The organism is Nocardioides segetis (assembly GCF_051390595.1).
Lineage (GTDB): Bacteria > Actinomycetota > Actinomycetes > Propionibacteriales > Nocardioidaceae > Nocardioides.
The window spans coordinates 662,294-686,115 of the sequence record NZ_JBNINR010000001.1; the positions used below are offsets into that span (position 1 = coordinate 662,294).

Annotated in this window: 15 protein-coding genes; 9 read left to right on the top strand and 6 right to left on the bottom strand. The window is 69.4% G+C overall.

Features of this window, described 5'->3' with window-relative positions:
- Positions 1-11: 11 nt before the first annotated feature.
- On the bottom strand, positions 12-1,619 hold the full coding sequence (locus ACPZVR_RS02995) for a flavin-containing monooxygenase (RefSeq protein WP_436698076.1): 1,608 nt from the start codon (positions 1,617-1,619) through the stop codon (positions 12-14).
- A gap of 163 nt (positions 1,620-1,782) precedes the next feature.
- Here ACPZVR_RS02995 and ACPZVR_RS03000 point away from each other — a divergent pair, with 163 nt between their 5' ends.
- The 7 genes from ACPZVR_RS03000 (at position 1,783) to ACPZVR_RS03030 (ending at position 12,534) form a co-directional block, all read left to right on the top strand.
- The gene (locus ACPZVR_RS03000) at positions 1,783-3,336 is read left to right on the top strand and encodes a tannase/feruloyl esterase family alpha/beta hydrolase (protein WP_436698077.1); all 1,554 of its coding nucleotides are present in this window, start codon (positions 1,783-1,785) and stop codon (positions 3,334-3,336) included.
- A gap of 260 nt (positions 3,337-3,596) precedes the next feature.
- Positions 3,597-5,609, top strand: coding sequence for a S9 family peptidase (locus tag ACPZVR_RS03005; RefSeq protein WP_436698078.1), 2,013 nt, complete (start codon positions 3,597-3,599; stop codon positions 5,607-5,609).
- Position 5,610: 1 nt separating this feature from the next.
- Entirely contained in the window at positions 5,611-7,188 is a 1,578-nt protein-coding gene (locus ACPZVR_RS03010; RefSeq protein ID WP_436698079.1) for an ABC transporter substrate-binding protein, read from the top strand.
- Positions 7,185-8,138: an ABC transporter permease gene (locus ACPZVR_RS03015; RefSeq protein WP_436698080.1), complete on the top strand. Its 954-nt coding sequence runs from the start codon at positions 7,185-7,187 to the stop codon at positions 8,136-8,138. The genes ACPZVR_RS03010 and ACPZVR_RS03015 overlap by 4 nt, the downstream gene beginning before the upstream one ends.
- Positions 8,135-9,004 (top strand): ABC transporter permease, encoded by an 870-nt coding sequence (locus ACPZVR_RS03020; RefSeq protein ID WP_436698081.1) that lies wholly within the window; start codon positions 8,135-8,137, stop codon positions 9,002-9,004. Before ACPZVR_RS03015 ends, ACPZVR_RS03020 begins: the two co-directional genes overlap by 4 nt.
- A gap of 13 nt (positions 9,005-9,017) precedes the next feature.
- Complete coding sequence (gene nikE / locus ACPZVR_RS03025) at positions 9,018-10,685, top strand: nickel ABC transporter ATP-binding protein NikE (RefSeq protein ID WP_436698082.1); 1,668 nt, start codon at positions 9,018-9,020, stop codon at positions 10,683-10,685.
- A gap of 106 nt (positions 10,686-10,791) precedes the next feature.
- Positions 10,792-12,534, top strand: coding sequence for a CocE/NonD family hydrolase (locus ACPZVR_RS03030; RefSeq protein ID WP_436698083.1), 1,743 nt, complete (start codon positions 10,792-10,794; stop codon positions 12,532-12,534).
- A 115-nt stretch (positions 12,535-12,649) separates the two neighbouring features.
- Here ACPZVR_RS03030 and ACPZVR_RS03035 read toward each other — a convergent pair whose 3' ends face one another.
- The gene (locus ACPZVR_RS03035; RefSeq protein ID WP_436698084.1) at positions 12,650-14,455 is read right to left on the bottom strand and encodes an alpha/beta fold hydrolase; all 1,806 of its coding nucleotides are present in this window, start codon (positions 14,453-14,455) and stop codon (positions 12,650-12,652) included.
- Positions 14,456-14,754: 299 nt separating this feature from the next.
- Positions 14,755-16,740: an alpha/beta hydrolase family protein gene (locus tag ACPZVR_RS03040; protein ID WP_436698085.1), complete on the bottom strand. Its 1,986-nt coding sequence runs from the start codon at positions 16,738-16,740 to the stop codon at positions 14,755-14,757.
- 175 nt (positions 16,741-16,915) lie between these two features.
- Here ACPZVR_RS03040 and ACPZVR_RS03045 point away from each other — a divergent pair, with 175 nt between their 5' ends.
- Positions 16,916-18,130: a PucR family transcriptional regulator gene (locus ACPZVR_RS03045; RefSeq protein WP_436698086.1), complete on the top strand. Its 1,215-nt coding sequence runs from the start codon at positions 16,916-16,918 to the stop codon at positions 18,128-18,130.
- A 129-nt stretch (positions 18,131-18,259) separates the two neighbouring features.
- Positions 18,260-19,543, top strand: coding sequence for an NAD(P)/FAD-dependent oxidoreductase (locus ACPZVR_RS03050; RefSeq protein ID WP_436698087.1), 1,284 nt, complete (start codon positions 18,260-18,262; stop codon positions 19,541-19,543).
- A 70-nt stretch (positions 19,544-19,613) separates the two neighbouring features.
- On the opposite strand, the gene ACPZVR_RS03055 is transcribed toward ACPZVR_RS03050, so the two are convergent.
- The 3 genes from ACPZVR_RS03055 to ACPZVR_RS03065 all read right to left on the bottom strand — a co-directional run bounded on the left by ACPZVR_RS03055 (position 19,614) and on the right by ACPZVR_RS03065 (position 23,795).
- Positions 19,614-20,375: a FadR/GntR family transcriptional regulator gene (locus ACPZVR_RS03055; RefSeq protein WP_436698088.1), complete on the bottom strand. Its 762-nt coding sequence runs from the start codon at positions 20,373-20,375 to the stop codon at positions 19,614-19,616.
- Between the two features lie 88 nt (positions 20,376-20,463).
- A complete protein-coding gene (locus tag ACPZVR_RS03060) occupies positions 20,464-22,053 on the bottom strand; it encodes a fatty acyl-CoA synthetase (protein WP_436698089.1) in 1,590 nt (529 codons plus the stop codon).
- 44 nt (positions 22,054-22,097) lie between these two features.
- Positions 22,098-23,795 carry an alkaline phosphatase D family protein gene (locus ACPZVR_RS03065; protein ID WP_436698090.1) on the bottom strand — a complete coding sequence of 566 codons (1,698 nt, stop codon included), beginning with the start codon at positions 23,793-23,795 and terminating at the stop codon, positions 22,098-22,100.
- Positions 23,796-23,822 lie beyond the last annotated feature (27 nt).

Below are 23,822 nucleotides of genomic sequence, written 5' to 3' on the forward strand. Positions count from 1 at the left end.
ATGTCCTTCGCTCAGTCGAGGGTGAAGCCGGCGTAGTGGTCGGCGGCGACCTGGTCGCAGATGTCGCGGTAGTGCCCGACCCCGCCGAGGTACAGCGCGAACACCCGGGGCTTGCCCGGCACGTTGGCGCCGAGGTACCACGAGTTGCCCTTCATGAACAGCGTCGGTGCGGCGACGTCGTAGACCTCCTGGGTCCAGCGGTCCTGCGCCTCGACGCTCACCTCGGCGGTGGTGATGCCGTTCTTGTACTGGTACTGGATGAAGTCGGTGATCCACTCGACGTGCTGCTCGATGGAGATCAGCACGTTGCTGATCACCGAGGGGCTGCCCGCGCCGGCGACCACGTAGAGGTTGGGGAACCCGTGGGTGCCGATGCCGAGGTAGGTGCGGGGTCCGGCGGCCCACGCCTCGGGCAGCGTGGCGCCGTCGACGCCGCGGATGTCGATCGCGAACAGCGGGCCGGTGAGGGCGTCGAAGCCGGTGGCGAGCACGAGGACGTCGAGCTCGTGGCGGGCTCCGCTCTCGAGCACGATCTCGTTGCCCTCGACCCGGGCGATCGGATCGGCGGCGACGTCGACGAGTGCGACGTTGTCGCGGTTGAAGGTCGTGTAGTAGTCGATCTCCAGCACCAGCCGCTTGGAGCCGAAGGGGTAGCCCCGCGGACACAGCCGTTCGGCGGTCTCGGGGTCCTCGACGATCTCGCGGATGCGCTGGCGGACGAACTCTCCCGCCTTCTCCGCGGCCGTCTCGTCGGTGCGGAAGTCGCGGTACGCCGCGAGGATGTCGGGTCCGCCCTTCTCCCAGTGGCGGTGGAAGGTCTCCTCCAGGGCGGCGGGGTCGACGTCGAGGGCCGACTCCGTGCCGATGTGACGGTGGGTGCCGCCGGGGTGGTGCCGCGCGATCTCGCGGTACTCCTGGAAGCGGGCCTTCAGGTCGGCGACGTACGCCGGGTCGAGGTCGTGGTTGCGCGCCGGGATGGCGTAGTGCGCGGTGCGCTGGAAGACCGAGAGGTGGGCGGCCTGCTTCGCGACCTGGGGCACGGTCTGCACGCCCGAGGAGCCGGTGCCGATCACGCCGACCCGCTTGCCGGACAGCTCGACCCCCTCGCGCGGCCAGTCGCCGGTGTGGGCGAGGACGCCGGTGAAGTCGGCGATCCCCTCGATGGCCGGCAGCTGCGGCTTCGACAGCTGGCCGCTGGCCATGATCACGTGCCGCGCGACGAGGCGGTCCCCGCGGTCCGTGGCGACGCGCCACAGCGCGGCGGAGGCGTCCCAGTGCAGCTCGCTCACCCGGGTGTCGAGGGTGATGCCCGAGCGGAGGTCGAGCCGGTCGGCGACGAAGTTGATGTAGCGCAGGATCTCCGGCTGGGCCGGGTAGCGCTCGGTCCAGGTCCACTCCTGCACGATGCTGTCGTCGAAGGAGTAGCAGTAGTCGACGCTCTCGATGTCGCACCGGGCGCCGGGGTAGCGGTTGCGGTACCAGACGCCGCCGAGGTCGTCGTCGGCCTCGATGACGTGCACCGAGCGGCCCAGGGTGCGGAGGCGGTGGAGGCTGTAGAGGCCGGAGAAGCCGGCGCCGACGACCAGGACGTCGAGCTCGGCGGGGGGTGTGGCACGCAAGGCTGGGTCCTCTCCCTAATCAATGCTCATGAATATTAGCATTGTGGTGAGTGGGGTCACAAGACCGGGTCGCCGGGACGGTCGATGTGACGCAGGTTACCTTCGAACCCGAATTATGGTAGTAACCATCGTCATGATTAGCACATCATGGCGCGGTCGTCGCGTGGCCGCCTTCCTCCTCGCCGCCACCGCGCTGGTGTCGGTGCCCCTCGACGCCGGCGCGGAGCCCGGCTCCGCGCAGCGCGAGCCGGGCTCCTGCACGCCGGACGCGCTGACCGGCCTCGAGGTGGTCGGGGCCGAGGTGAGCGCGGTCGACGCCGTCGCCCACGACGGCGGCACGACCCGGCTCACCGTGCCGCTCGGCTCGGCGATGCCCGCGCTGCCGCTGTGCGAGGTGCAGCTGACCCTCACCCACGGCGTCGAGGGTGGGCTGGGGCCCGACGAGGCGCGGGTCTGGCTCTGGCTCCCCGACGAGTGGAACGGCCGGCTCCAGGCCGTCGGTGGCGGCGGCACCCGGGCGACCAACGGTCCGGCCGCGATGGCACCGGCGCTCGCCGACGGCTACGCGGTGGTCGCGAGCGACTCGGGCGTGCCCGAGGCGCGCCAGCCCAACATCTTCCTGACCGCCGAGCAGGACTTCGACTGGCAGCTCTTCGAGAACTGGACCTACCGGGGCGTTCGCGACATGACCGTCCTCGCCCAGGCGGCGGTCGAGGCGCACTACGGCGCGCCGGCGGCGTACTCCTACTGGAACGGCTGCTCCAACGGCGGGCGTCAGGGCATGGCGATGGCCCAGCGCTTCCCCGAGCTGTACGACGGCGTCCTCGCCGCCGCTCCGGCGCTGTACGGCGCCGACCGGCTCAACATGACGATGTCCTGGCCGGCCGTGGTGCAGAACGAGAGGCTGGGCGGCTTCCTGCCCACCTGCAAGCTCGCCGCGATGCGCGACGCGGTCCTCGCGGCGTGCGACGCCGACGACGGCGTTGCGGACGGCCTGGTCGGCCGTCCCGAGCTCTGCGACTACCGAGGGGCGCTCGCCTCGGTGGTCGGGACGAAGCTCCCGTGCGGCAAGGTGAAGAAGCGCGACGCCGCGATCGCCGTGGAGATCTTCCGCGGCCCGCACGAGGCCGACGGGCGGGCGGTCTGGTACGGCCACACGCCGGGCATCGACCTGACCGGCGGCGTCGTGCGGGTGCCGCCCAGCTTCGCGCTGCAGAACTTCGCGTACGCCGACCTCACGCACGACTGGCGCGAGGTCACCACGCGCGACCTGGTCACCACCGTGCGCGCCCGCCTGCAGGGGCGCCTCGAGCTGCTCGCGACCGCCGACCCGGCGCTCGACACCTTCGCCGCGTCCGGAGGCAAGCTGCTGATGTGGCACGGCCTCGCCGACGGCCTCTTCCCGGCCGACCAGTCGATCCACTACTACGACGAGGTGCGGACCCTGTCCGGGGACGCGACCGACGACTTCCTGCGGCTGTTCCTCGCCCCGGGTGTCGACCACTGTCGCGGCGGTGCGGGACCGCAGCCCGTCGACCCGTTCGACGCCCTGGTGCGCTGGGTCGAGGAGGGCGTCGCCCCGACCGTGCTCCCGGCGAGCGGTCCGGCACCCGACGGCGGGACGCGGGACCGCGGGCTGTGCCCCTATCCGCAGGTGCAGGTCTACCGGGGCGGAGACCCGGACCTCGCCGCGTCGTTCGCCTGCGCGGACGCCTGAGCCGGCCGCCGTCCGGGACCGGCTGCCGGTCCCGAACGGCTCGGCCGCACATCACCGCATCCATCCGCTGCCGGCTGGCGAGCCCGTCGACGGGCCCGCCCGGGCGGCGGATTCGACGCGCCTGCCCGCCGTTGATGTCTCCGACATCTGTCGTTGCGCCGGACCACTGCCCGCGACGGCTGTCAGTTGTATCGGCCGGTGCCGCCTTGGAGAGTTTGTTGCGTGGGTCACCCCGCACGAACTAGTGAAAGGAACCCTGGATGTCGCTTCCAGATCCGACCGCCCAGGACATTCGCGGCACCGAGGACTTCGCCCGAGTCGAGCGCTTCTTCGCGTCGGTGCATGCTCCGGCATTCGGTGAGATCAGCAATGCCGACTCTCCGTCGGCATCCCCGAACGGGGAGGCGATCGCGTTCGCCGGGGAGGTGCTCACGGCGCTCGAGGGGCGGACGCGGACCCGGCTGTGCGTCGCGGACGCCGACGGAGCGCGGTTGCTCACCGACGACGACGCCGACGAGAGAAGCCCCCGGTTCTCCCCGGACGGGCGAGTGATCGCCTTCACGTCGGACCGCGCCGTTGCGGGCGTGCAGCAGGTGGAGCTCCTCGACGTGGCGAGCGGGCAGGTGTGGCAGACGCCGCCTGTCGACGGCACGGTGGAGTACCTGCACTGGTCTCCGGGGGGTGATCGGATCCTGCTCGGCGTGGCCGGCCTGGGCGCCGACAGGTCCGGAGGCGAGGGCTCGGGTGGCATCGCCCAGGGCGCGGCGGCTCCGGAGACGGATGCGGACTGGCTGCCGCACGTCGATGCGGGGGCAGCCGACGACCAGTGGCGCAGCGCCTGGGTCTACGACGTCGAGCAGGCCAGCGTCGAGCGGGTGTCGCCGGAGCGCATCAACGTGTGGGAGGCGGTCTGGTGCGGTCCGGACGCCCTTCTCGTCGTCGTCAGCCCCACCCCCGACGAGGGTGCCTGGTACACGGCTGATCTCCAGCGCCTCGACCTGTCCACCGGGCATCTGGAGAAGCTCTACAGCACCGACCGTCAGCTGGGATGGCCCGCCGCGAGCCCATCGGGCGACCGGGTCGGCGTGGTCCGCGCTGTCTGCTCCGACCGGTGGGTGGTCGCCGGCGACGTCGTGCTCCTCGGCGAGGACGGACCCTCCTCGGTGGACACGCTCGGAGTGGATGTCACCCACCTCCAGTGGCTCGACGACCTCCGCCTCGCCTTCGCGGGCGTACGGGGATTGGACTCGGTCGTCGGAGTGCATGACACCGCAAGCGGACAAACGGCCGAACTGTGGTCGAGCAACACGACCATCGGCTCGAGATACCCGTCGGCGTCCTTCCGCGAAGACGGGTCGGCGGCTGTCGTCCACCACAGCTACGACATCTATCCCGAGCTGGCCTGGCTGCGTGACGGGAAGACGCAGGTCGTCGCGAGTCTGCGCCATCGGGGAGCCGATCACCGCGTCGAGGTCGCCGGGTCCGCCGAGCCCGTCACGTGGCTGGCCGGCGACGGGTGGGAGATCCAGGGCATCCTCTGCACGCCCGACGGTCCGGGTCCCCACCCGCTCCTGGTGAACATCCATGGCGGCCCCGTGTGGGCCTACCGCAACAGCTGGGCCATCGGCGGCGCACTCACGCCGCTCCTCGTGAGCCGTGGGTACGCGGTGCTTCATCCGAACCCGCGGGGAAGTGGTGGCCGTGGCCAGGAGTTCGCCGAAGCGGTCTTCGGGGACATGGGCGGGGCGGATACCCACGACTTCCTCAGCGGGATCGACCACCTGGTCGATCGTGGGCTGGTCGATCCCGAGCGCGTCGGTGTCTTCGGCGGCAGCTACGGCGGCTTCATGTCGTCGTGGCTCGTCACGCAGGACCCGGCGCGGTTCGCGGCAGCGGTGCCCGTCGCGCCGGTCACCAACTGGTACTCCCAGCACCACACGTCCAACATCCCGTACTTCGACCAGATCTTCCTCAACGCCGACCCGCACGCGGCCGGTGGCCTCTACCACGACCGGAGTCCGGTGATGTTCGCCGACGGAGTCCGGGCTCCGGTACTTCAGATCACCGGGCTCGAAGACCGATGCACGCCACCGACGCAGGCGACGGAGTTCCACAACGCCCTGCTGAGCGCCGGTGTGACCTCGGTCTGCGTCTCGTACCCAGGAGAAGGCCACGGGATCAGGGCATTTCCTGCCGTCATCGACTTCAGCACGCGCGTCGTCGACTGGTTCGAGCGTCATATGCCCGCCCAGAGCTCTCCCGAGGAGGGATGAGATGTACCGCCGCATCCTGATGGTGCTCGTTCTCGGCGTCGGACTCGGCCTCGCCGCATGTGGCTCGGAGGGCGGCGCGTCCTCCCGAGACTCCACGCTCCGGTGGGCGATAACGAGCGCACCCCGCAGCCTCGACACCGCCCACGCGTTCGACGGCACCTCGGTGACCGTGATCAACGAGCTGCTGGAGCCGCTGGTCGTCGTCGACCCCCAAGGGCAACTCGAACCCAAGCTCGCGTCGTCCTGGCGCCAGACCGACGCGGTGACCTACGTCTACACGCTCCGTGACGACGTGACCTTCTGGGACGGATCGCCCCTCACCGCCGAGGACGTCGTCTTCTCGATCGAGCGCCATCGCGACCCTGCCGTGGCGTCCGAGTATGGGACCTATGTGAAGGACATCGCATCGGTCACCGCGACGGGCGAGCTGGAGGTGACGTTCACGCTGAAGACGGCGGTGCCCGAGTTCAAGTACCTGGTCGCTCTCTTCTCGCACACCGTCAAGAAGAGCTTCGCCGAGGAGCACGCCGAGGATCTCGGCGACAGCAAGACGCTCACCATGGGGACCGGGCCCTACCAGGCGACCACGTTCTCTGCCGACGGCGTTGAAGTCACCCGCAATGAGAAGTACTGGGGCGAGCCCCCGACCTGGGAGGCGATCAGATTCGACGTCATCCCGGACGCGGACACGCTCCACCTGGCCGTCGACGGCGGCGAGGTCGATGGCACGTTCAACGTTCCGCTGACCTCCTCCCGCAACTGGGACACGCTCAGCGACACCTCGGTTCAGTACGTGGACGCCCCCATCTCGACGGTCCTGTCGATGGACACCACCGCCCCACCGTGGAACGACGTGCACCTCCGACGAGCGGTGGCTCATGCGATCGACCGTGAGTCGATCGTCGCGACGGTGTTCGGCGGGCACGGCAGGGTCTCGCAGTCGATCATCGATCCGTCCCTGTGGAGCTTCCTCGGACCTGACGTGGAGGACTTCGACACGACGTTCGACGACGTGAGGACCTACGAGTACGACCTGGACAAGGCACGGGCGGAGCTGGCGCAGTCGGCGCACCCGGACGGAATCTCCTTCACCGTGACCTATCCCTCGGGGCGGGCGAGCGTCGGCAAGCCGCTGCAGGTCATGGCCGCGAGTCTCAAGGAGGTGGGCATCACGCTCACTCCGAAGGAGGTCCCCGCCAGCGAGTGGATCGGCTACATCTACGCCCACCAGGACCTCGGCGCGCAGATCCTCGCCGTCGCGGCCGACTATCCCGATCCTGGAGTCGCACGCCTGCTGCTCGGCAAGGAGAACGCGGTCCCCAATGCGTTCAACGTCGCGAACTTCACCTCCCCCGAGCTCGAGGACCTGCTGGCGCAGGAGAGAAGCGCGGACACGGGCACCCGGGTCGACGCGATGCATCAGATCGCGAAGATCGCAGCGGAAGAGGTGCCCTACGTGCCGCTCTTCTTCCTCGACTCGACGCTCGCGCTGGGCAAGGACCTGCAGTATGCGGGGGACTTCAGCTACTGGACGCCGCTGCTCGACGAATGGGCCGATCGTGTCCAGGTGAGGCAGTGAGGCTCGCTCTCTGGCTGGGCGGCCGGCTCGCCGGGATCGCGTTGACCCTGCTGATCGTCTCCATCCTGGTGTTCGGCATCCTCTATGTGACACCGGGCAGCCCGGAGCAGGTGCTGTTGGGGACGCGGCCGAGCTCGCCGGAGACCCTGGCGGCGATCAGGGAGCGCTATCACCTCGACGAGTCGGTGGGATCGCAGTACGTCCACTGGCTGTCGAGCGCGGTCCGGCTGGACCTGGGCGAGTCGGTCCGGTCCGGCCAGGACATCTCGACCATGTTGTCCGAGCGGATGCCGGTCACGTTGTTCCTTGCGGCCTACGCCGCTCTGATCGCTGTGGTCATCGGCATCCCCGCCGGCTTGGTGGCGGGAATCCGGTCGGGAACCCTGACCGATCGCGCGATCACCGTGGCGACGACCGTCTGCGTCAGTGCTCCGTCGTTCGTCGTGGGCTTCCTGTTGCTGTACGCCTTCGGAGTGGCACTCGACTGGTTCCCCAACTACGGCACAGGGGGCGGTCTCGTGGATCGTGCCTGGCATCTCACGCTTCCCGCGGTCGCCTTGGCGCTGGCACCGATGGCGATCCTGGCGCGGCAGACCAGGGCTTCCGCGTTGAAGGTCTACCACCAGGACTTCACGACCTTCGCTCGCGCTCGGGGTCTGCCACGTCGCGTGGTGCTGGGACGGTACGCCTTGCGCAACAGTTCGCTGCCCGTCGTCACCACGGCCGGGTTGATCGTGGGCTACTTCCTCACGGGAACCGTGTTGGTCGAGCAGGTCTTCGCCGTCCCGGGGATAGGCACGCTGATGATCGAGTCCGTGTCGACCAAGGATGTGCTCGTCGTGCAGATGCTGGCATTGGTGATCGCGCTGTTCATGCTGTCGGCCAACCTCGTGGCGGACCTCGGCCATCTTGCGCTGGACCCACGTGTTCGCAAGGGCGTGCTCGGATGATGCCGCCCGAGGCTCCGGAGCACGACGCCTCCGCCTTCGGGACGCGGCGCGCCCGATGGGGTGTCCTGGTGCCCGTGTGCGTGGCGGTGACCGGCGTCGTCGTGGTCCTTGCGGTGCTCGGTGGTTGGCTGGCGCCGCAAGACCCCGGCCACCAGAACCTGCTGTCACCCGCCGCGGGGCCCTCGTCCGAACACTGGCTGGGCACCGATGATCTCGGTCGAGACATCTTCTCGCGGATCCTGACGGGCACGCGCAGTGCCGTGGTCGGCCCGATCGTCGCAGCGATCGGCGTCACGGTCATCGGATTGCTGCTGGGCCTGTTGGCCGGCTTCCACGGCGGACGGCTCGAGGCCGTGATCATGCGCATCGTGGACCTCGTCTACGCCATGCCGGCTCTCCTGGTCATCATCGTCCTGATCGGACTGTTCAGCGGCGGCTACTGGGCTGCGGTCGGTGTGCTCGTCCTCCTGGCGACGCCCGGAACGACACGGATCCTGCGGGCGGCCGTGCTCGCCCAACGCGGTCTGCCGTACGTCGAAGCGGCGCGGACCGTGGGAGTCAGCAATCGTCGGCTGATCTTCGTCCATGTGGCACCCAATGTCCTCCCCACGGTGGTCACGAGCTTCCTGCTGGAGTTCGTCGGCGCGCTGGTCGCGTTGTCCGCGCTGTCGTTCCTCGGCCTCGGTGTGCCGCCGGGTTCGGCCGACTGGGGTCGCATGCTCGCGGAGAATCGCGGTCTCCTGGAGCTGAACCCGTGGGCGGTGCTGGCACCGGCGCTGATGCTGATGATCACGGCGACCGCGGTGACGGTGCTCGGGGACTGGCTCTACGAGCGATTCGAGAAGGCGCGAACCTCCAATGATTGAGAGTGCACAGAGCATGCCCGACGTCGACCCGAGGCAGCGAGCGGACCGACTCCTTGATGTCGAAGGACTGACCGTCACCCAGGTCGGTTCCGGCCGGCGCCTCGTCGACGGCATCGGATTCCATGTCGAGCGGGGCGAGAGCGTCGCGCTCGTCGGTGAGTCCGGCAGTGGAAAGTCCTTGACCGCCCGCGCGCTCATGGCACTGCTGCCGCGTGGGCTCGCTGCGCGTGGGCGAGTTCGCTTCGATGGCAACGAGGTGTCGGCACACGGCGAGCGACAGATGATGAGTCTGCGGGGCCGGCATCTGGGGCTGCTGATGCAGGACCCCTTCACCATGCTGAACCCGCTCACGACGGCGGGGACGCACCTTGCGGAGACCCTGCGCTCGACGACGGAGGGGGCGAGCCTGGATCGGTCGGCCCTGGACGCCGACATCGCCCGTCGTCTCGAGGAGGTGGGCGTCGTCGACCCGGCGGTGCCCGACAAGTACCCGTTCGAGCTCTCCGGCGGAATGCGTCAGCGCATCGCCCTCGCGACCGCGCTCGCCAAGGACCCCGAGCTCCTGATCGCCGACGAGCCGACGACGGCCCTGGACACCACGACCCAACGCGAGGTGCTGCGGCTGCTGCGCCGCGTCCAGCGCGACCGGGAGATGGGGTTGCTGCTGATCACCCACGATCTCGCCGTCGCCTTCTCGCTCTGTGAGCGGATCATGGTGATGAAGGCGGGAAGGATCGTCGAGGTGGCCGATCCGGCCACCCTGCGGTCCTCGGCCCGGGATCCGTACACCGCGAGGCTCCTGGCAGCGGACCTCTCGTTCAGCGACGCACGTCGCGAGCCGGCCGCTCGGTCCGTCGACGCGCCACCGCTGCTCGAAGTCAGGAACCTCAGCAAGGACTTCCCTCGGCCGCGCCGCCTGCGCAGGGCCGCTGCCCAGGGTGCCTCGGCGCTGGCGGACGTGAGCATCACGGTCACCGAAGGGCGCAGTCTGGGGCTGGTCGGAGAGTCCGGCTCCGGGAAGTCGACACTGGCTCGCTGCATCCTCGGGCTGGAGACCCCCACATCGGGCTCCATCCGCCTCGACGGCCTGGAGCTCGGCCACTACGGCTCGCTGGCCAAGGCCGAGCTGCGACAGGCTCGGGGAGCCGTGCAATGCGTGTTCCAGGACCCCTACTCGACGCTGAACCCGGCCCACTCGATCTCCTTCATCCTGACGGAGGCGATCAGGCACCGTGAGACAGGTGTGCTGAGTCGCGAGGAGGAGGAACAGGAGGTCCGCGAGCTCCTCGATCAGGTCGGCCTGCCGGCCGCGTTCGCAGGGCGTCGGCCGGTCGCGCTGTCCGGAGGCCAGCGGCAGCGGGTGGCGATCGCACGTTCCCTGGCGATGAAGCCGCGTCTGTTGATCTGCGACGAGGCGCTGTCCGCGCTCGATGTATCCGTGCGGGCTCAAGTGCTGGACGTGCTCGAAGCCGTGCAGGCACGAGGCGTGACGCTGCTGTTCATCACCCACGACCTCGCCGTCGCCCGCAAGGTGACCGACGACCTGGTGGTTCTCTATCGCGGCAAGGTGGTCGAGGCGGGGACCACGGCCGAGGTGCTGGACAACGCGCAGCACGACCACACGCGGAGCCTGCTGGCCGCTGTGCCGACAGGAGAGCCGGCATGGCTGGGCGGCCGGTGACGCGGTCTGACCCGTCCCCGCTCCATCTCGCTCTTGGGAATATGGCTGGAAGGAACCTCTTCGCTATGCGCACATCGACGTCACCCCACGTCCTTCGGAGCTGTTCGTGACCGGCTCGGCGGCGGAGTTCCCCGTGGGCAGGCGACCTGCGTCGCGCAGGGACTCAGACCCTGTCGGCGAGCCCGTCGTCGAGCAGAACTACCGGGTGCCCATGCGCGATGGAGTCGAGCTTGCCCTCGATCTGGTCCGCCCGGACATCACGGACCCGCTGCCGGTGATCCTCACCCGCACTCCCTACGACAAGACGATGATGCGAACAGCGAGCATGGCGCAATGTCGGCGACTGGCCCAGGCGGGCTACATCGTCGCCTTCAGCGATTGCCGTGGTCGGTTCAACTCGGACGGTGAGTTCTTCCCCTACGTCAACGAGCACGACGACGGGTTCGACACCATCGAGTGGATCGCACAGCAGGACTGGTGCGACGGCAATGTCGGGATGTTGGGTGGGTCCTACAACGGGCAGGTCCAGTGGCAGGCCGCATCGCGAGTCCCGCCTCATCTGAAGGCCATCGTCCCCCTGGTATCCCCGCCGAGCTCGCTGTGGCGCAACGAGCCGATCTTCAATGGCACCCTGAGGATGTGCATGGGGGAGTGGATGGTCGGCATGGGCCATCGGTCGTGGCACGACACCAGCTTCGCGAAGGAGCTGTTCAGTGCGCAGCGAGACTACTTCGAAGCGCTTCCCGTCTCCTCTCTGGGGTCGCGGGCCGGGGTGAACAACTCGTGGTGGCGGGAGATGTTGGAGCATCCCACGCTCGACGACTTCTGGAAGCGCGGAGAGTACGACCACTACCGGTCGATGAAGGTAGCCGCCTTGAACGTCACCGGATGGTGGGACATGAACTTCCCGGGTGCGCCGCTCAACTTCGAGGCCATGCGACGTGACGCCGCCACGGAGGAGATCCGGGCGGGGCAGAAGCTCGTCATCGGTCCGTGGCCGCACCACATCAACCAGACGCGCGTGCTGTCGGGGGTCGACTTCGGCGAGGACGCCGTGGTGGACCTGGACGGCTACATCATCAGGTTCTTCGATCGCTACCTGAAAGGCGTCGAGAACTCGATCGACGACGAGTTGCCCGTGCACGTGTTCGTCGTCGGCGCGAACGAATGGTGGGCAGAAGAGGACTGGCCGCTGCCGGACACGGAGGAGATTGCGTACTACCTCCACTCGGGCGGCCGGGCCAACACGCTCAACGGAGACGGATGGCTGTCGACGGAGCCGCCGTCGTCGGCCGAGCCGGCCGATGAGTACGCCTACGATCCCTCCGACCCCGTCCGCGTGGCGTGGCAGCTCGAGGAGGGCCCGGTCGACGACCGTGCCTCCACGACGCGTGAGGGAGTGCTGTGTTACACGACCGAGCCTCTCGCCGAGCCGCTCGACGTGGTCGGTTGGGTGCGGTGTCACCTGGTGGCGAGCTCGTCGGCGCCTGATACCGACTGGCATGTACGCCTCGTGGACGTCCATCCCGACGGCAGCGCCCGTTTCCTGTGTCACGGGGCGCTGCGTGCCCGCTTCCGTGATTCGTTCGAGGAGCCGACCTTGCTCACGCCGGGCGAGCCGACGACGTTCGAGTTCACGATGGATGCGGTCGGCGTGCGCTTCCTCCCCGGGCACAGGATCCGGGTCGAGGTGGCCAGCTCATGGTTCACCCAGTACGACCGCAACATGAACGGCGGGGCGGAGAACCCGTTCCAGGAGAGCGAGCCGCACACGGCCGTCCAGCGGATCTATCACCAGCCACAGCTCGCCTCGCACGTCGTGCTGCCGGTGATCCACCGCCGGCAGTGACGGCAGTGACGCGACGTCGGTCTGCGTGCTGAACGCCCTTGTGCACGCCAGAGGCCAGGGCGGCCCCACCGGGGCCGCCCTGGCCTCTTTCTCGACGAGCGGAGTTGGTTGCCGGTCAGTCCCCCAGGCCCAGCGCTCGCAACGCGGCAGGGCCGAGACGACGACCGAGAGTGCCGCTGAACCACGCGTCGGCCTGGGACTCGGCCACGGCAGCGATGTGCCGGTCATTCGTCCACGGCGTCACCGGGAGCTTCCTCCTTCTGTCCGAGGCCACCGGCAGGGGCGGAGTGACGGGCCTGCCGTGCCTGGCATTGGGCTTGAGTGGGGCCCAGTGCTCGTAGGTGACGTCCTCGTGGGGGAGCGGACGTCCTTGCACGATGGTGATGCTCCGGGGACGCCTGCTCGTCGTGAAGAACGACAGGACGGCATCGTCGAGCTTCGGCACGCCGTAGGGAAAGAGCGCATGGCTTCCCTCGTTGTCCACGGCGATCAACGACGTGTTGGGAAGCCGCGTGCCAGCTCGGTACCCGCCCTCCCAGGGTGTGGCGGAGTCGAGTTCACTCTGCACCACGACGGTCTCGGGATAGTCCCGCGGCGCGGCTGGCTTCCGCACGTCGGTCTCCCACCACCCACAGGCTGGCGCGCCCAGCGCGCCGATGGCGGCGAGGAACGGGGCCTTCGCTGTCATCTTTCGCTCGTGGTTCTGCCAGTACCGGAGACCTTGGGTCCACTGACCGTCGTTGCACAGGATGTAGTCGTAGACGAGGGTGTTGGTCTCGGTGACGAGACCCGTGGGTGTCCCTCCGTCGACCTTCTTCGGCAGAAGGCGTGCTGTGGACACGCTGCGGCGGCGTTGCTCGGGCACGGTCGTGGTGCTGGCAAGGTGCATCAAGGAGGCCCGAGCCCGCTCGACCCCGTGCAGTCCCGCCAGGTGGTCCGATTCGGCCATCTCGATCACCGACCGCACGCTCGCGGCCGCATGGGGGTAGTAGGCGTTGACATAGAACGCCAGGAAGCCAGAGGCGTTGGACAACGTCCACTGCACTCCGGACGCGATCAACCCGATCTCGGCGACCGCGTCTTCGTAGCGCTGCAGGATCGCGTCGGCGTCCGTGCCGAGACCGTAGGTGTCGTCGTGACGAGCGATCCAAGGGATGATGCGCGCCTCGAACTGACGCTGGAACGCGATCGGCTGAAGCACGGTCCAGTTGTCCTCGAGGGTCGACCTGGTGGCGTCGATCGCGGAGTCGAGCAGGAACTTGCCGCCATGGGCGGGTCCGAACACCCGTGCGTACCAATCCCCGAGCCAGGTGCCGTACGAGTAGCCGATGTAGTCGAGCTTGGGTACCCCGAGCAGATGCCGGATGAAGTCCATGTCGTAGGCGGTCTGCTCGGTGGTGATGGTCCGTACGTCGGGGTCCTGGGAGCAGGTCTCGCCCCTCGCCTGGGCCGCGGCGTGGGGGCCGTCGGCCGGATCGTAGGTGTAGGTGCAGGGCACGGCGCTGCTCTGGCCCACTCCGCGAGGGTCGAAGCCGACGAAGTTGTGGCTTCCCCGCAACTGGGGACTTCGCGCGGCAAGGACCGTGCTCATGTCGAGTCCAGGGACGGTCGGCCCGCCGGGGTTGCCGAAGATCGTTCCCCGATATGCGGGGTCATCGATGTCGACGGTGCTGAGCTGAGAGACCGCGATGCTCCAGGTGAGGCCGTTGTCCGGGTCATGCCAGTCACGCGGCACCACCACCGTCGTGCAGTCCGCGCTGGCGTCGAAAGCGCACGCGGACCACTCGAGCTGTTGGTCGGCGAGTGCCCCGGCGAGCGCGGCAGTGTCGGGCACGACGGTCTTCGGCTTCGCGGGGCGTGGCTCCCCGGCCTGGCTTCCCGCGACGGGCAGGCCGGCGACGATGACTGCGGCTGCACTCACCGATGCCGCCCCGCGAACAACCTGGCGGCATCGCCGCCTACGACGAGTTCTCGGTTCCACCTTGTTCCTCCTCGAGGTGCGCTCCTCGCGCTCGGCGGGAGCAGATCGGGCTGGGCGATGATGCGTCCCGCATGCCCGGCCCAGGCCGCTCGAGAGGACCTGCCGCCGGCAACGGGATCTGATGCCGCGGCCGGACCAGGAGTGAGCCTCCTCTCGTTCGCGTGGCCCGCGGCGAAGTCAGCAGACCACGCCCCGTGGGGCTCTCGCGCCGTGCATTTGTCGCAATCCGGAGTCGTGGATTACGACAGTGCGTTCTCGGCGGACGTGGCTTCTCGCCGCTGGCTCGGTGTTCGACCACGCGCGGGCTGCAGGCCGATATAACGGGACAGCCACTTGAGGAGGTGCGCCAGGAAGTCCGTGGAGTCCGGGAACCCGGAGACGCCGTGTCCCTGTCGTGGATACAGGACGAGCTCGGTGGGCACGCCCTTCCGGCGGAGTGCTTGGTGGAACATCACGGCCTGATCCGGTGGCGTGGTCTTGTCGAGCAGCCCGGCCGTCAACAGCGTCGGTGTCGTCGCGCCGTCGATGTGGGTCAGTGGGCTACGACTCCAGTACTCGCCGCCGGGGTGGGCGACAGCGTCCTGAAGGAAGAGCTCGTCGAACTCGGGGATGTTCGATGTGTAGTGCTGGCTGACGCAGTCGACCACCGGCGAGGTCGGGATCGCCGCGGCGAACCTCGTGGACCTGGCAGCCAGCCAGGCAGACATCAGACCGCCGTAGCTGTTGCCGGTGACCGCCATGCGCGTGCCGTCGACCAGGGCTTCCTCGATGAGGCGATCGACGCCGCTCATGAGGTCCTCGACGTCGAGCCCCACCATGTCGCCACGCACACGGTCGATGAAGTCCTGACCGCGGCCGAGGCTGCCGCGAGGGTTCACGTGAAGGCTCGCGACGCCGAGCTCGGCCAGCAAGCCGGCGTACGGGTGGCGCGTTCCGTGCGCCATCCCCCAGCGGTTGCGCCAGGCCGAGACCGGCCCACCATGGACGTTGAGCAGGAGAGGGAACGGGCCCTGCCCTGCAGGGAGGACGAGGAGCCCTTCGATCGTCAGTCCGTCCGGAGCCGGCCAGGAGAGGCTCCGCAGCCGTTGTCCGGCGGCGAGGTGGGCCTCCGCTCCGGGATGGCTCAGGTCGTGGACGGTGTGCACCCGGTCGGCGTGGATCCGCACCAGCCGGGGGTATCGGTGGAAGGACTCCGCGATCCCGTAGATCCGACCGTCGACGTCGACGCTGCCTTCCGGTGTCCACCCCGTGAGCGTCTCCGAGCCGGACCAGAGGGGCCTGCACCTGCCGGTGGCGGCGTCGATCGTGCCCGCGACCGTGGTCAGTCCGCGCAAACCAACATAGCCCACCGCATCGCCTGCGCTGCTCAGGCATGAGACGTCGACGTTCTCGGTGTCGAGTCGAACACTCTCCCCCCACGGGTCCACGCGGATCACGTCGCCGGCAACCACTCCCCGGTCACTGCTGATGCTCTCGATGACCAGGAGGTGGCCGTCGACGCTGACGGGGCAGGAGAGCTGCCGTCGGTCGACAGGCCGGTACCTCGTCTGGATGGTGCCGTTGTCGGTGTCGATCACGGCGAGGTACGCGTCGTACCACGCCCCCTCCCCGGGACGGTCGGAGATCACCGCGACCACGCTGTCGTCGTCGATCCAGCTGGCCTCCCAGATGTTCCGGCCCTGGCCGTCCAGCGTCCGATGCTGCCCGGTGACCGTGTCGATGACGACCAGTTCACGTGGTCTCTGAGCGTTGCCGAGGAAGGCCAGCGGGGCGGTGTCGGCGCAGCCGGTGGCGGGGGAGAGGTCGTAGTGATCGTCCTGCGCGGGTGCGACGACGGCGAGGACGTGCCGGCCCGACCGCGCGCCCGCGACGTTCTCGACCCGCCCGGGCAGTTGCACTCGATGGGCTTGCCGGCCCTTCTCGTCGCAGATCACGACCGAGGTGCCGGAACCCACGGCCACGACGTGACCCGCCCATGCGACGGATTGCGGCTCGAGGTCCACCAACGTCAGGTCGCCGCGGGACACGTCGACGAGGCACAGCGCCGAGCGGGCGGGCTCGGCGATGCCCGTCAGGATCGTTCCGATGCCCGCGACGGTCGCTCCGTCCGGGCTGACCCGAACGGAGCCGAGCCTGCTGACATGGCCGTAGGCGGGCGACTCAGTGCGATGAAGCCACTCTTCGACCAGTTCGCGGCAGGCATCGTAGTTCAGGGCATGTGGCATGGTCCCGACCGTAGGGAGAGGCGGGCACGGCCGCCAGGCACACCTGACGCAGCCTCCCGGCCCCTGCCTCTACAACTGTCGAACCGGCTCAGGCGGTTCGGTCGGCTCGGGCGGTGTTGTCGGCAGGAGTGGAAAGCGGCCCGGTCCGAGGCATCGGTGAGAGTACGGTGCTCGGGTGGACTCCGAGCTCCAGCAGATTGTCGACAGCCTGGGCCGTCGGCTTCGCCGTTCGGTGGCGATCGATGATCGGAACATCAGGCTCCTGGCCTACACGTCGCACCGGGCCGATGTCGATGACGCACGCACAGAATCGGTGATGCGGCGCGCCGTTCCTCAAGCCCTGGTGCGCCATGTCCACAGTGCTGGAGCGCTCGAGGCCGAGGAGTTCTTCACCGTTCCGCCGCTGCCCGACCATGGCTTGTCGGTCGAGCGCATCGGGCTGCCGATCCGGCATGACGACGCGTTGCTCGGATTCCTCTGGCTCCTCGCGTCGGACGGGCCCGTGAGCACGCAGGAGGCCGAGGCGGTCGAACAGGCTGCCCGCGCGGCCGCGCAGGTTCTCCATCGTGAGCAGTTCCTCGGCGAGTTGAGCCGGGGTCGTGAGCGGGAGCTGGTGCGTGACCTGCTCTCGCAGGAGCCCCGACTGCGTGGTGAGGCCTCGGACCGTCTCATCGACGAGGAACTCGTGGTGATCGGTCCCGTGGTGGTGCTCGTCGTCTCCGTGCGGCACCAGGACGGCGAGCCGCTCAGTGAACGAGACCGACTGGCGGTGACGGTCGGCTTGCTGCGTGGTCGCCAGCGACTGCCTCCACGCACGGCCATCCAGCTGACGCGGCCCGACCATGGCATCTTGGTGATGATCCGGACTGGTGCCAGGCGAGAGGTGGACGCGGTTGCGGAGACCATCCATCGGGAGGTCTGTGTCGAGAGCGGCCGGGCGGCCGGAGAGTGGCAGGTGGGGATCGGCGGCGAGCGCAGCGGGCTCCTGGATGCCCACGCATCGTTCTTGGAGGCGAAGCGAGCCGCCGAGGTCGCCGGAGTGGTGAGGATCCTCGGGTCGATCGTGCGGTACTCGGGCCTCGGCGTCTACGGCCTCCTCGCCGAGCTGCCGCAGGACAGGCTGAGCCGCAGCATCCACCCCGGTGTGCTGAGTCTGATCGAGCACGACGCCGCCTCGGCCGACGACTCGCTGGTCAGCACCCTGGAGGCCTTCCTCGACAATGCGGGGAACGTGAAGCAGACCGCAGCGCAGTTGTGTATCCATCGCGCCAGCGTCTATTACCGCCTCGAGCGGATCGCGAAGCTGGCCGACGTCGACCTGTCCAAAGGAGACGACCGGTTGGCTCTCCACATCGGGCTCAAGGTCTCCCAGCTGATCGGGCTGCGCTAGGAAGATCGTTGCTCGCCGCCGACTCGGCTGCTGTCGTGACAGAGGGCGAAGAGTCTGAACAGTCGTCGGTCCCGTCACGCCGGTGCGCCTGTCTAGCGTGACGGGTGTGACCGTAAAGAAGCTGCAACCATGAGCACGGGGCGGGACGTCATCGTCATCGGTGCGGGCGTGATCGGCTGTTCGATCGCCTACTCCTTCGCCAGGGCCGGCCGCGAGGTTCTCGTCATCGATCGAGCCAAAGGCCCTGGAATGGGATCCACGAGCGCGTCGTCGGCGGTGGTCCGCTTCAACTACTCGACGCACACCGGGGTGGCGGCCGCCTGGGAGTCCAGACAGGCTTGGTCGATGTGGGAGGACCACCTCGGTGGTACTGATGACGGCGCCCTTGCTCGGTTCCACCTGACCGGCGGACTGGTTCTGGACACCCCCGAGATCGACGCGGCAACGACGTGTCGTCTGTTCGAGCAGGTCGGCATCCCCTTCGAGCGGTGGACGGCAGGTGACATCCGAGACCGCATCCCGGGACTCGACCCCGCCCGGTACTTCCCTCCGAAGCCGGTCGCGAGTGACGAGTTCTGGTCACCCGCTGACGGCGAGCTCGGCGGAATCTGGACGCCCGACTCCGGATTCGTCGATGACCCGTCGTTCGCTGCCCACAACCTCATGGTGGCCGCGCGGCGGCACGGTGCCCAGTTCGAGTTCGGCAGCCCGGTGGTGGCGATCGAGAAGCGTGGTCAGCGTGCCGTGGGTGTGCGGACTGCCGCGGAACGGTACTCGTGTGACGTGCTGATCAATGTCGCCGGGCCGCATTCGACGGTGATCAACGACATGGCCGGTGTCACCGAGGAGTTCCGGATCCGCACCCGTCCCCTTCGTCAGGAGGTCCACGAACTCCCCGGCGATGGCCATGACTATCCACTCGTCGCCGACCTGGACCTCGGTACCTATTTCCGGCGCACCCCTGCCGGCAACGTGTTGGTGGGCGGGGCGGAGCCGGCGTGCGATCCCCTGCAGTGGCTCGAGGACCCGGACGAGTTCAAGACCACTCCGAGCCACGAGGTCTACGAGGCTCAGGCCTATCGCGCCGCCCGCCGCCTGCCCGAGCTCGTGGTCCCCTCCGCGCCGCGGGGGGTCGTCGGCGTCTACGACGTCAGCAGCGACTGGGTGCCGATCTATGACAAGACCAGCCTCGGCGGCTACTTCGTCGCGATCGGCACGAGCGGCAACCAGTTCAAGAACGCTCCTGTGGTCGGCGAGTTCCTCCACGCGATCGTCACGGCCACCGAGGCCGGGATCGACCACGACCAGAGCCCCGTCGAACACAAGCTCCCGAGAACCGGCGTGTCAGTCGACCTGGGCGACTACTCCCGCCTGAGAGATCCTGCCCGGACGGCGGGCAACGTCATGGGATGACCTCCCACCGGCGAGCTCAGGAAGACGTGGACGTCGTCTCGGTCGAGCCGTGCCCACGGTGAGTGCAGGCTCAGCCGCGGTTCTGCCAGACGACGACCTCGTCGAGCAGGGCGGGATGCTGCTTGGCGACGTACTTGACGTACGCGGTCATGTGCGTCGTCATCAGGCTCTCGGCGCGCGCGCCGTCGCCGGCCAGGATCGCCTCGGCGATGTCGACGTGGGCCGCGTGGACGTCGTGCTGCCGGGTCTTCGGGAACAGCACCGAGCGCACCCGGTCGCGGAAGATCTCCGCGAGCGACTGGCACACCAGGCTGACGAGGGTGTTCTCGCCCATGGCGATGACCGAGGCGTGGAAGTCGGCGGTGATGTGGAGGTAGGTCTCGGTGTCGGGGGCGTCCGGCCCGGCCGCCGCGAGGTCGACGAGCTCGCGGGCCGCGTCGGTGCCCTTCTGTCGCTCCGCGGCGAGTCGGGCCGCCATCGGCTCGAGGATCAGGCGCGCCTCGTTCACCTCGCGATAGGTCACCTCGGCGAACTGGAAGAAGAGGGAGGCGACCCGGCCGAAGTCCTCGGGGTGCACGCTCTGCACGACCGGCCCGCCCCCCGGGCCGGGCTTGAGGGCGATCAGGCCGCAGGTCTCGAGCACCCGCAGCGCCTCGCGCAAGGTGCCCCGGCCGACGCTGTACTCCGCCAGCATGTCGGCCTCCTTGGGCAGCTGGTCGCCCGCCCCCAGGCCGCGTCGCTTGATGTCGCGGAGGACCGACTGCGCCACGTTGTTGGCGAGCTTGTCCTTGCGGGTGCTGCGTCGGGTCGGTGCCCCGGCCGTCGTGCTCATCACAGGTCCTCCATGCGCATCATGATGAGGACATGATGGCCGCTCCCGCCCCCGATCGGGCGGAGGCGTGGCCGGTGGAGCGGCTCCCTCAGCCCTCCTCGGCGGCCGCCAGGTCCGCGTGCGCCTCACGCAGCTGCCGCTTGAGGATCTTCCCGCTCGGGTTCTTCGGCAGCGCCTCGGCGACCACGACGTACTTCGGCGCCTTGTAGCCCGCCAGCTTGGTCCGTGCGTGGGCGAGCACGTCCTCGGGGGTAAGCGCCGCGCCCGCTCGGGGGACGACGACCGCCGCCACCGCCTCCACCCAGCGCGGGTGGCTGACGCCGAAGACGGCGACCTCGGCCACGTCCGGATGCGTGTAGACGGCCTCCTCGACCTCGCGGCTCGCGACGTTCTCGCCGCCGGTCTTGATCATGTCCTTCTTGCGGTCCACCACGTAGAGATGGCCCGTGTCGTCGAGGTAGCCCAGATCGCCGGAGTGGAACCAGCCGCCCCGGAACGCCTCCGCGGTCTTGGCGGCGTCGCGGTAGTAGCCGAGCGTCGCGTGCGGGCTGCGGTGGACGATCTCGCCGACGGTGCCCGCGGGCACCGGCTGGCCGTGGTCGTCGACGATGCGCGTCTCGACGTTGATCGACGGCCGGCCCGCGGACCCGGCGTACGGGAGCTGCTCGTCGGGACCCAGGATCGTGGCCAGGGGAGCCATCTCGGTCTGGCCGTAGAAGTTCCACAGCGCGACGCCGGGCAGGCGCTCCCGGAGCTCGCGCAGGACCTCGACCGGCATGGGCGAGGCGCCGTAGTAGCCCTTGCGCAGGCTGGACAGGTCGGTGGTGTCGAAGTCGGGGTGGCGCAGCAGCCCGATCCACACGGTCGGTGGCGCGAAGAACTTCGTGACGCGGTGCTCGGCGATGGTGCGCAGGACCGTGGCCGGGTCGGGACCAGGCAGGATGATGCTCGTCGCTCCGAGATAGACGTCGGTGCCGAGGAAGCAGTCCAGCTGCGCGCAGTGGTAGAGCGGCAGCGTGTGGAGCTCGACGTCGTCGGCGCTCATCGACCCGTCGAGGGCACACGAGACGTACTGCCACAGCAGGGACCTGCTGCTCAGCAGGGCACCCTTGGGCCGCGACTCCGTGCCGGAGGTGAACATCATCCGGACCGGGTCGTCGTCGTCCAGGGGGACGACGACCGGTGGGCCGTCGTACTCCAGCCATCCGGTGAGGTCCTCCCACCCGTCCGCCACCGCCGGGGAGTCGGAGAGCCGGATGACCCGGCGCGCCCGGACCTGCGGGTCGGCCGCCGCGGCCAGTGCCGCGTCGGCGGTCGGCACCAGCGCGTCCTCGGCGACGAACCCGGCCGCGCCGCTGTGGTCGAGGATGAAGGCGATCTCGTCGGCGCCGAGCATGAAGTTGACCGGCACCAGCACCACGCCCGCGCGGGCGGCGGCGAAGTCCAGGACCGCGAACTGCCAGCAGTTGTGCGACAGCAGCGCGAGCCGGTCGCCCTTGCCCAGGCCGGCCGCGGCGATCGCGGCGGCGGTGCGCTCGACGTAGGCCTCCAGCTCGGCGAAGGTCAGCCGCTGGTCGCCGTCGACGATCGCGAGCTTGTCGGGGACGCGCTGGGCGGTCCGGCGCGGGAGGTCGCCGAGGGTGTGCTGACGGGCCGAGGAGACGTCGCTGTCGCTCATGGCGCGACCCTAGGCCCGGGCTGGTTGGGTCCGCGTTGGCGTCCTCAGCCGAGCGGCTGGGTCGCGGCGGTGATCCGCCGGGTGCCTGCCTTCGTCTGGCGCGAGGCGACATGGCGGATCGGGCTGTGCGGATCGGTGCCCTTGTCGACGAGGTACCAGTCGGCCTGCACGCGGGCGCCGGCGAAGTCGACGATCAGGCAGCCGGTCCGGAAGCCCTCCGACCAGCGGATCCACGGGTTGGCGAGCGCGGCGTTGGTGTTCAAGACGACGTCGAGGAGGTTGCCGACGCCGGGTGCCACCTGGTTGACCATGGTCTGCAGCGACGGCGAGGCGACACCCGGGGTGACGTACTCGACCGCGACCGACCTGCGGTCGAGCAGGTAGCGGTTGGGGCGGGCGGGGATCTCGCTGGCGAAGCTCTGGTGGACGTCGCCGGTGAGGATCACGATGTCGTCGATGCCGGCCATGCCGTCGACGATCCGCTGGCGCTGGGCGAGGAAGCCGTTCCAGTCCTCGACGTAGAGCTGGAGCAGCGGCTTCTCGAGCTGCTGGGACAGCCGCGGGCCGAGCAGGTCGGTGATCTGGCCGGGGAGCTGGGGGAGCAGCACCTGCGGGAAGAAAGGCACCTGGTTGCCGAGGACCTTCCATCGCGCGGTGCTCGCCGCCAGGCCCTGCACCAGCCAGTGCTCCTGGTCGTCGCCGATCATCGAGCCGTCGGGGTCGCCCGAGGCGGCGCCGAGCGCGACGTACCCCAGCAGCATGCTCCTCGGCGGCCGGGTCCGGAACCGCCGCTCGTCGAGCATCCACAGGTCGACCTGGCTGCCGAAGGCCAGCCGCCGGTTGATCCGCTGCCAGTCGTCGGGGTCGGTGTGCCTGATCGGCAGCCACTCCAGGAACGCCCGCCGGCCCGCGGTGGCCCGGGTCGCCCAGTCGCCCTCGGCGGCCGGGTCGTGGTTCTCGGCACCGTCGCGCCAGGTGTCGTTGGCGATCTCGTGGTCGTCCCAGACCGCGACCATCGGGTGCGCGGCGTGCAGGTCCTGGAGGTTCTGCTCCAGCTTGTAGCAGCCGTGGCGCACCCGGTAGTCCGCCAGGGTCGTGCACTCGTGGAGCGGGTCGGCGTTGCGTGGGTTCGCCGGATAGCCGGCGATCACGCCGCCGGGCGCGTACTCGTAGACGTAGTCGCCGAGATGCAGGATCGCGTGCAGGTCGGTGCGGGTCGCGAGGAAGGCGTAGGGCTGGAAGTAGCCCCAGTCGTAGTTGGCGCACGACACCACGCCGAAGCGCACCGGCGCCGTCGAACCGGGGGCGGGAGCGGTGCGGGTGCGCCCGGTGCGGGAGGTGGCGCCGAGCGCCGTGAACCGGTACCAGTACGCCGTCGCGGGGGTCAGGCCGCCGACGTCGACGTGCAGGGTGTGGTCCCGCGCGGCCGAGGCGGTCGCGGTGCCCTGCCGCACGACGTGGGCGAAGCCCGGATCGCTGGCCACCTCCCACGCCACGGCGACATCGGGCCCGACGCCCGAGCCGGGAGCGGCCTCGACGGACGGCGTGACCCGGGTCCACAGGACGACGCCGTCCGGCAGCGGGTCGCCGGACGCGACGCCGTGCACGAAGGGAGCGGACGCGGCCACCGCCTCGGGCCACGAGGCGAGGGCCAGGACGGCGCCACCGCCGAGCGCGCCCGCCATGAGCGAGCGGCGGGAGAGGCCACGCGGGCCGCGGACGGGAAGGGACGGGTCGGTCACGGGGCCTCCTGGGCGCGGTACTGCTCG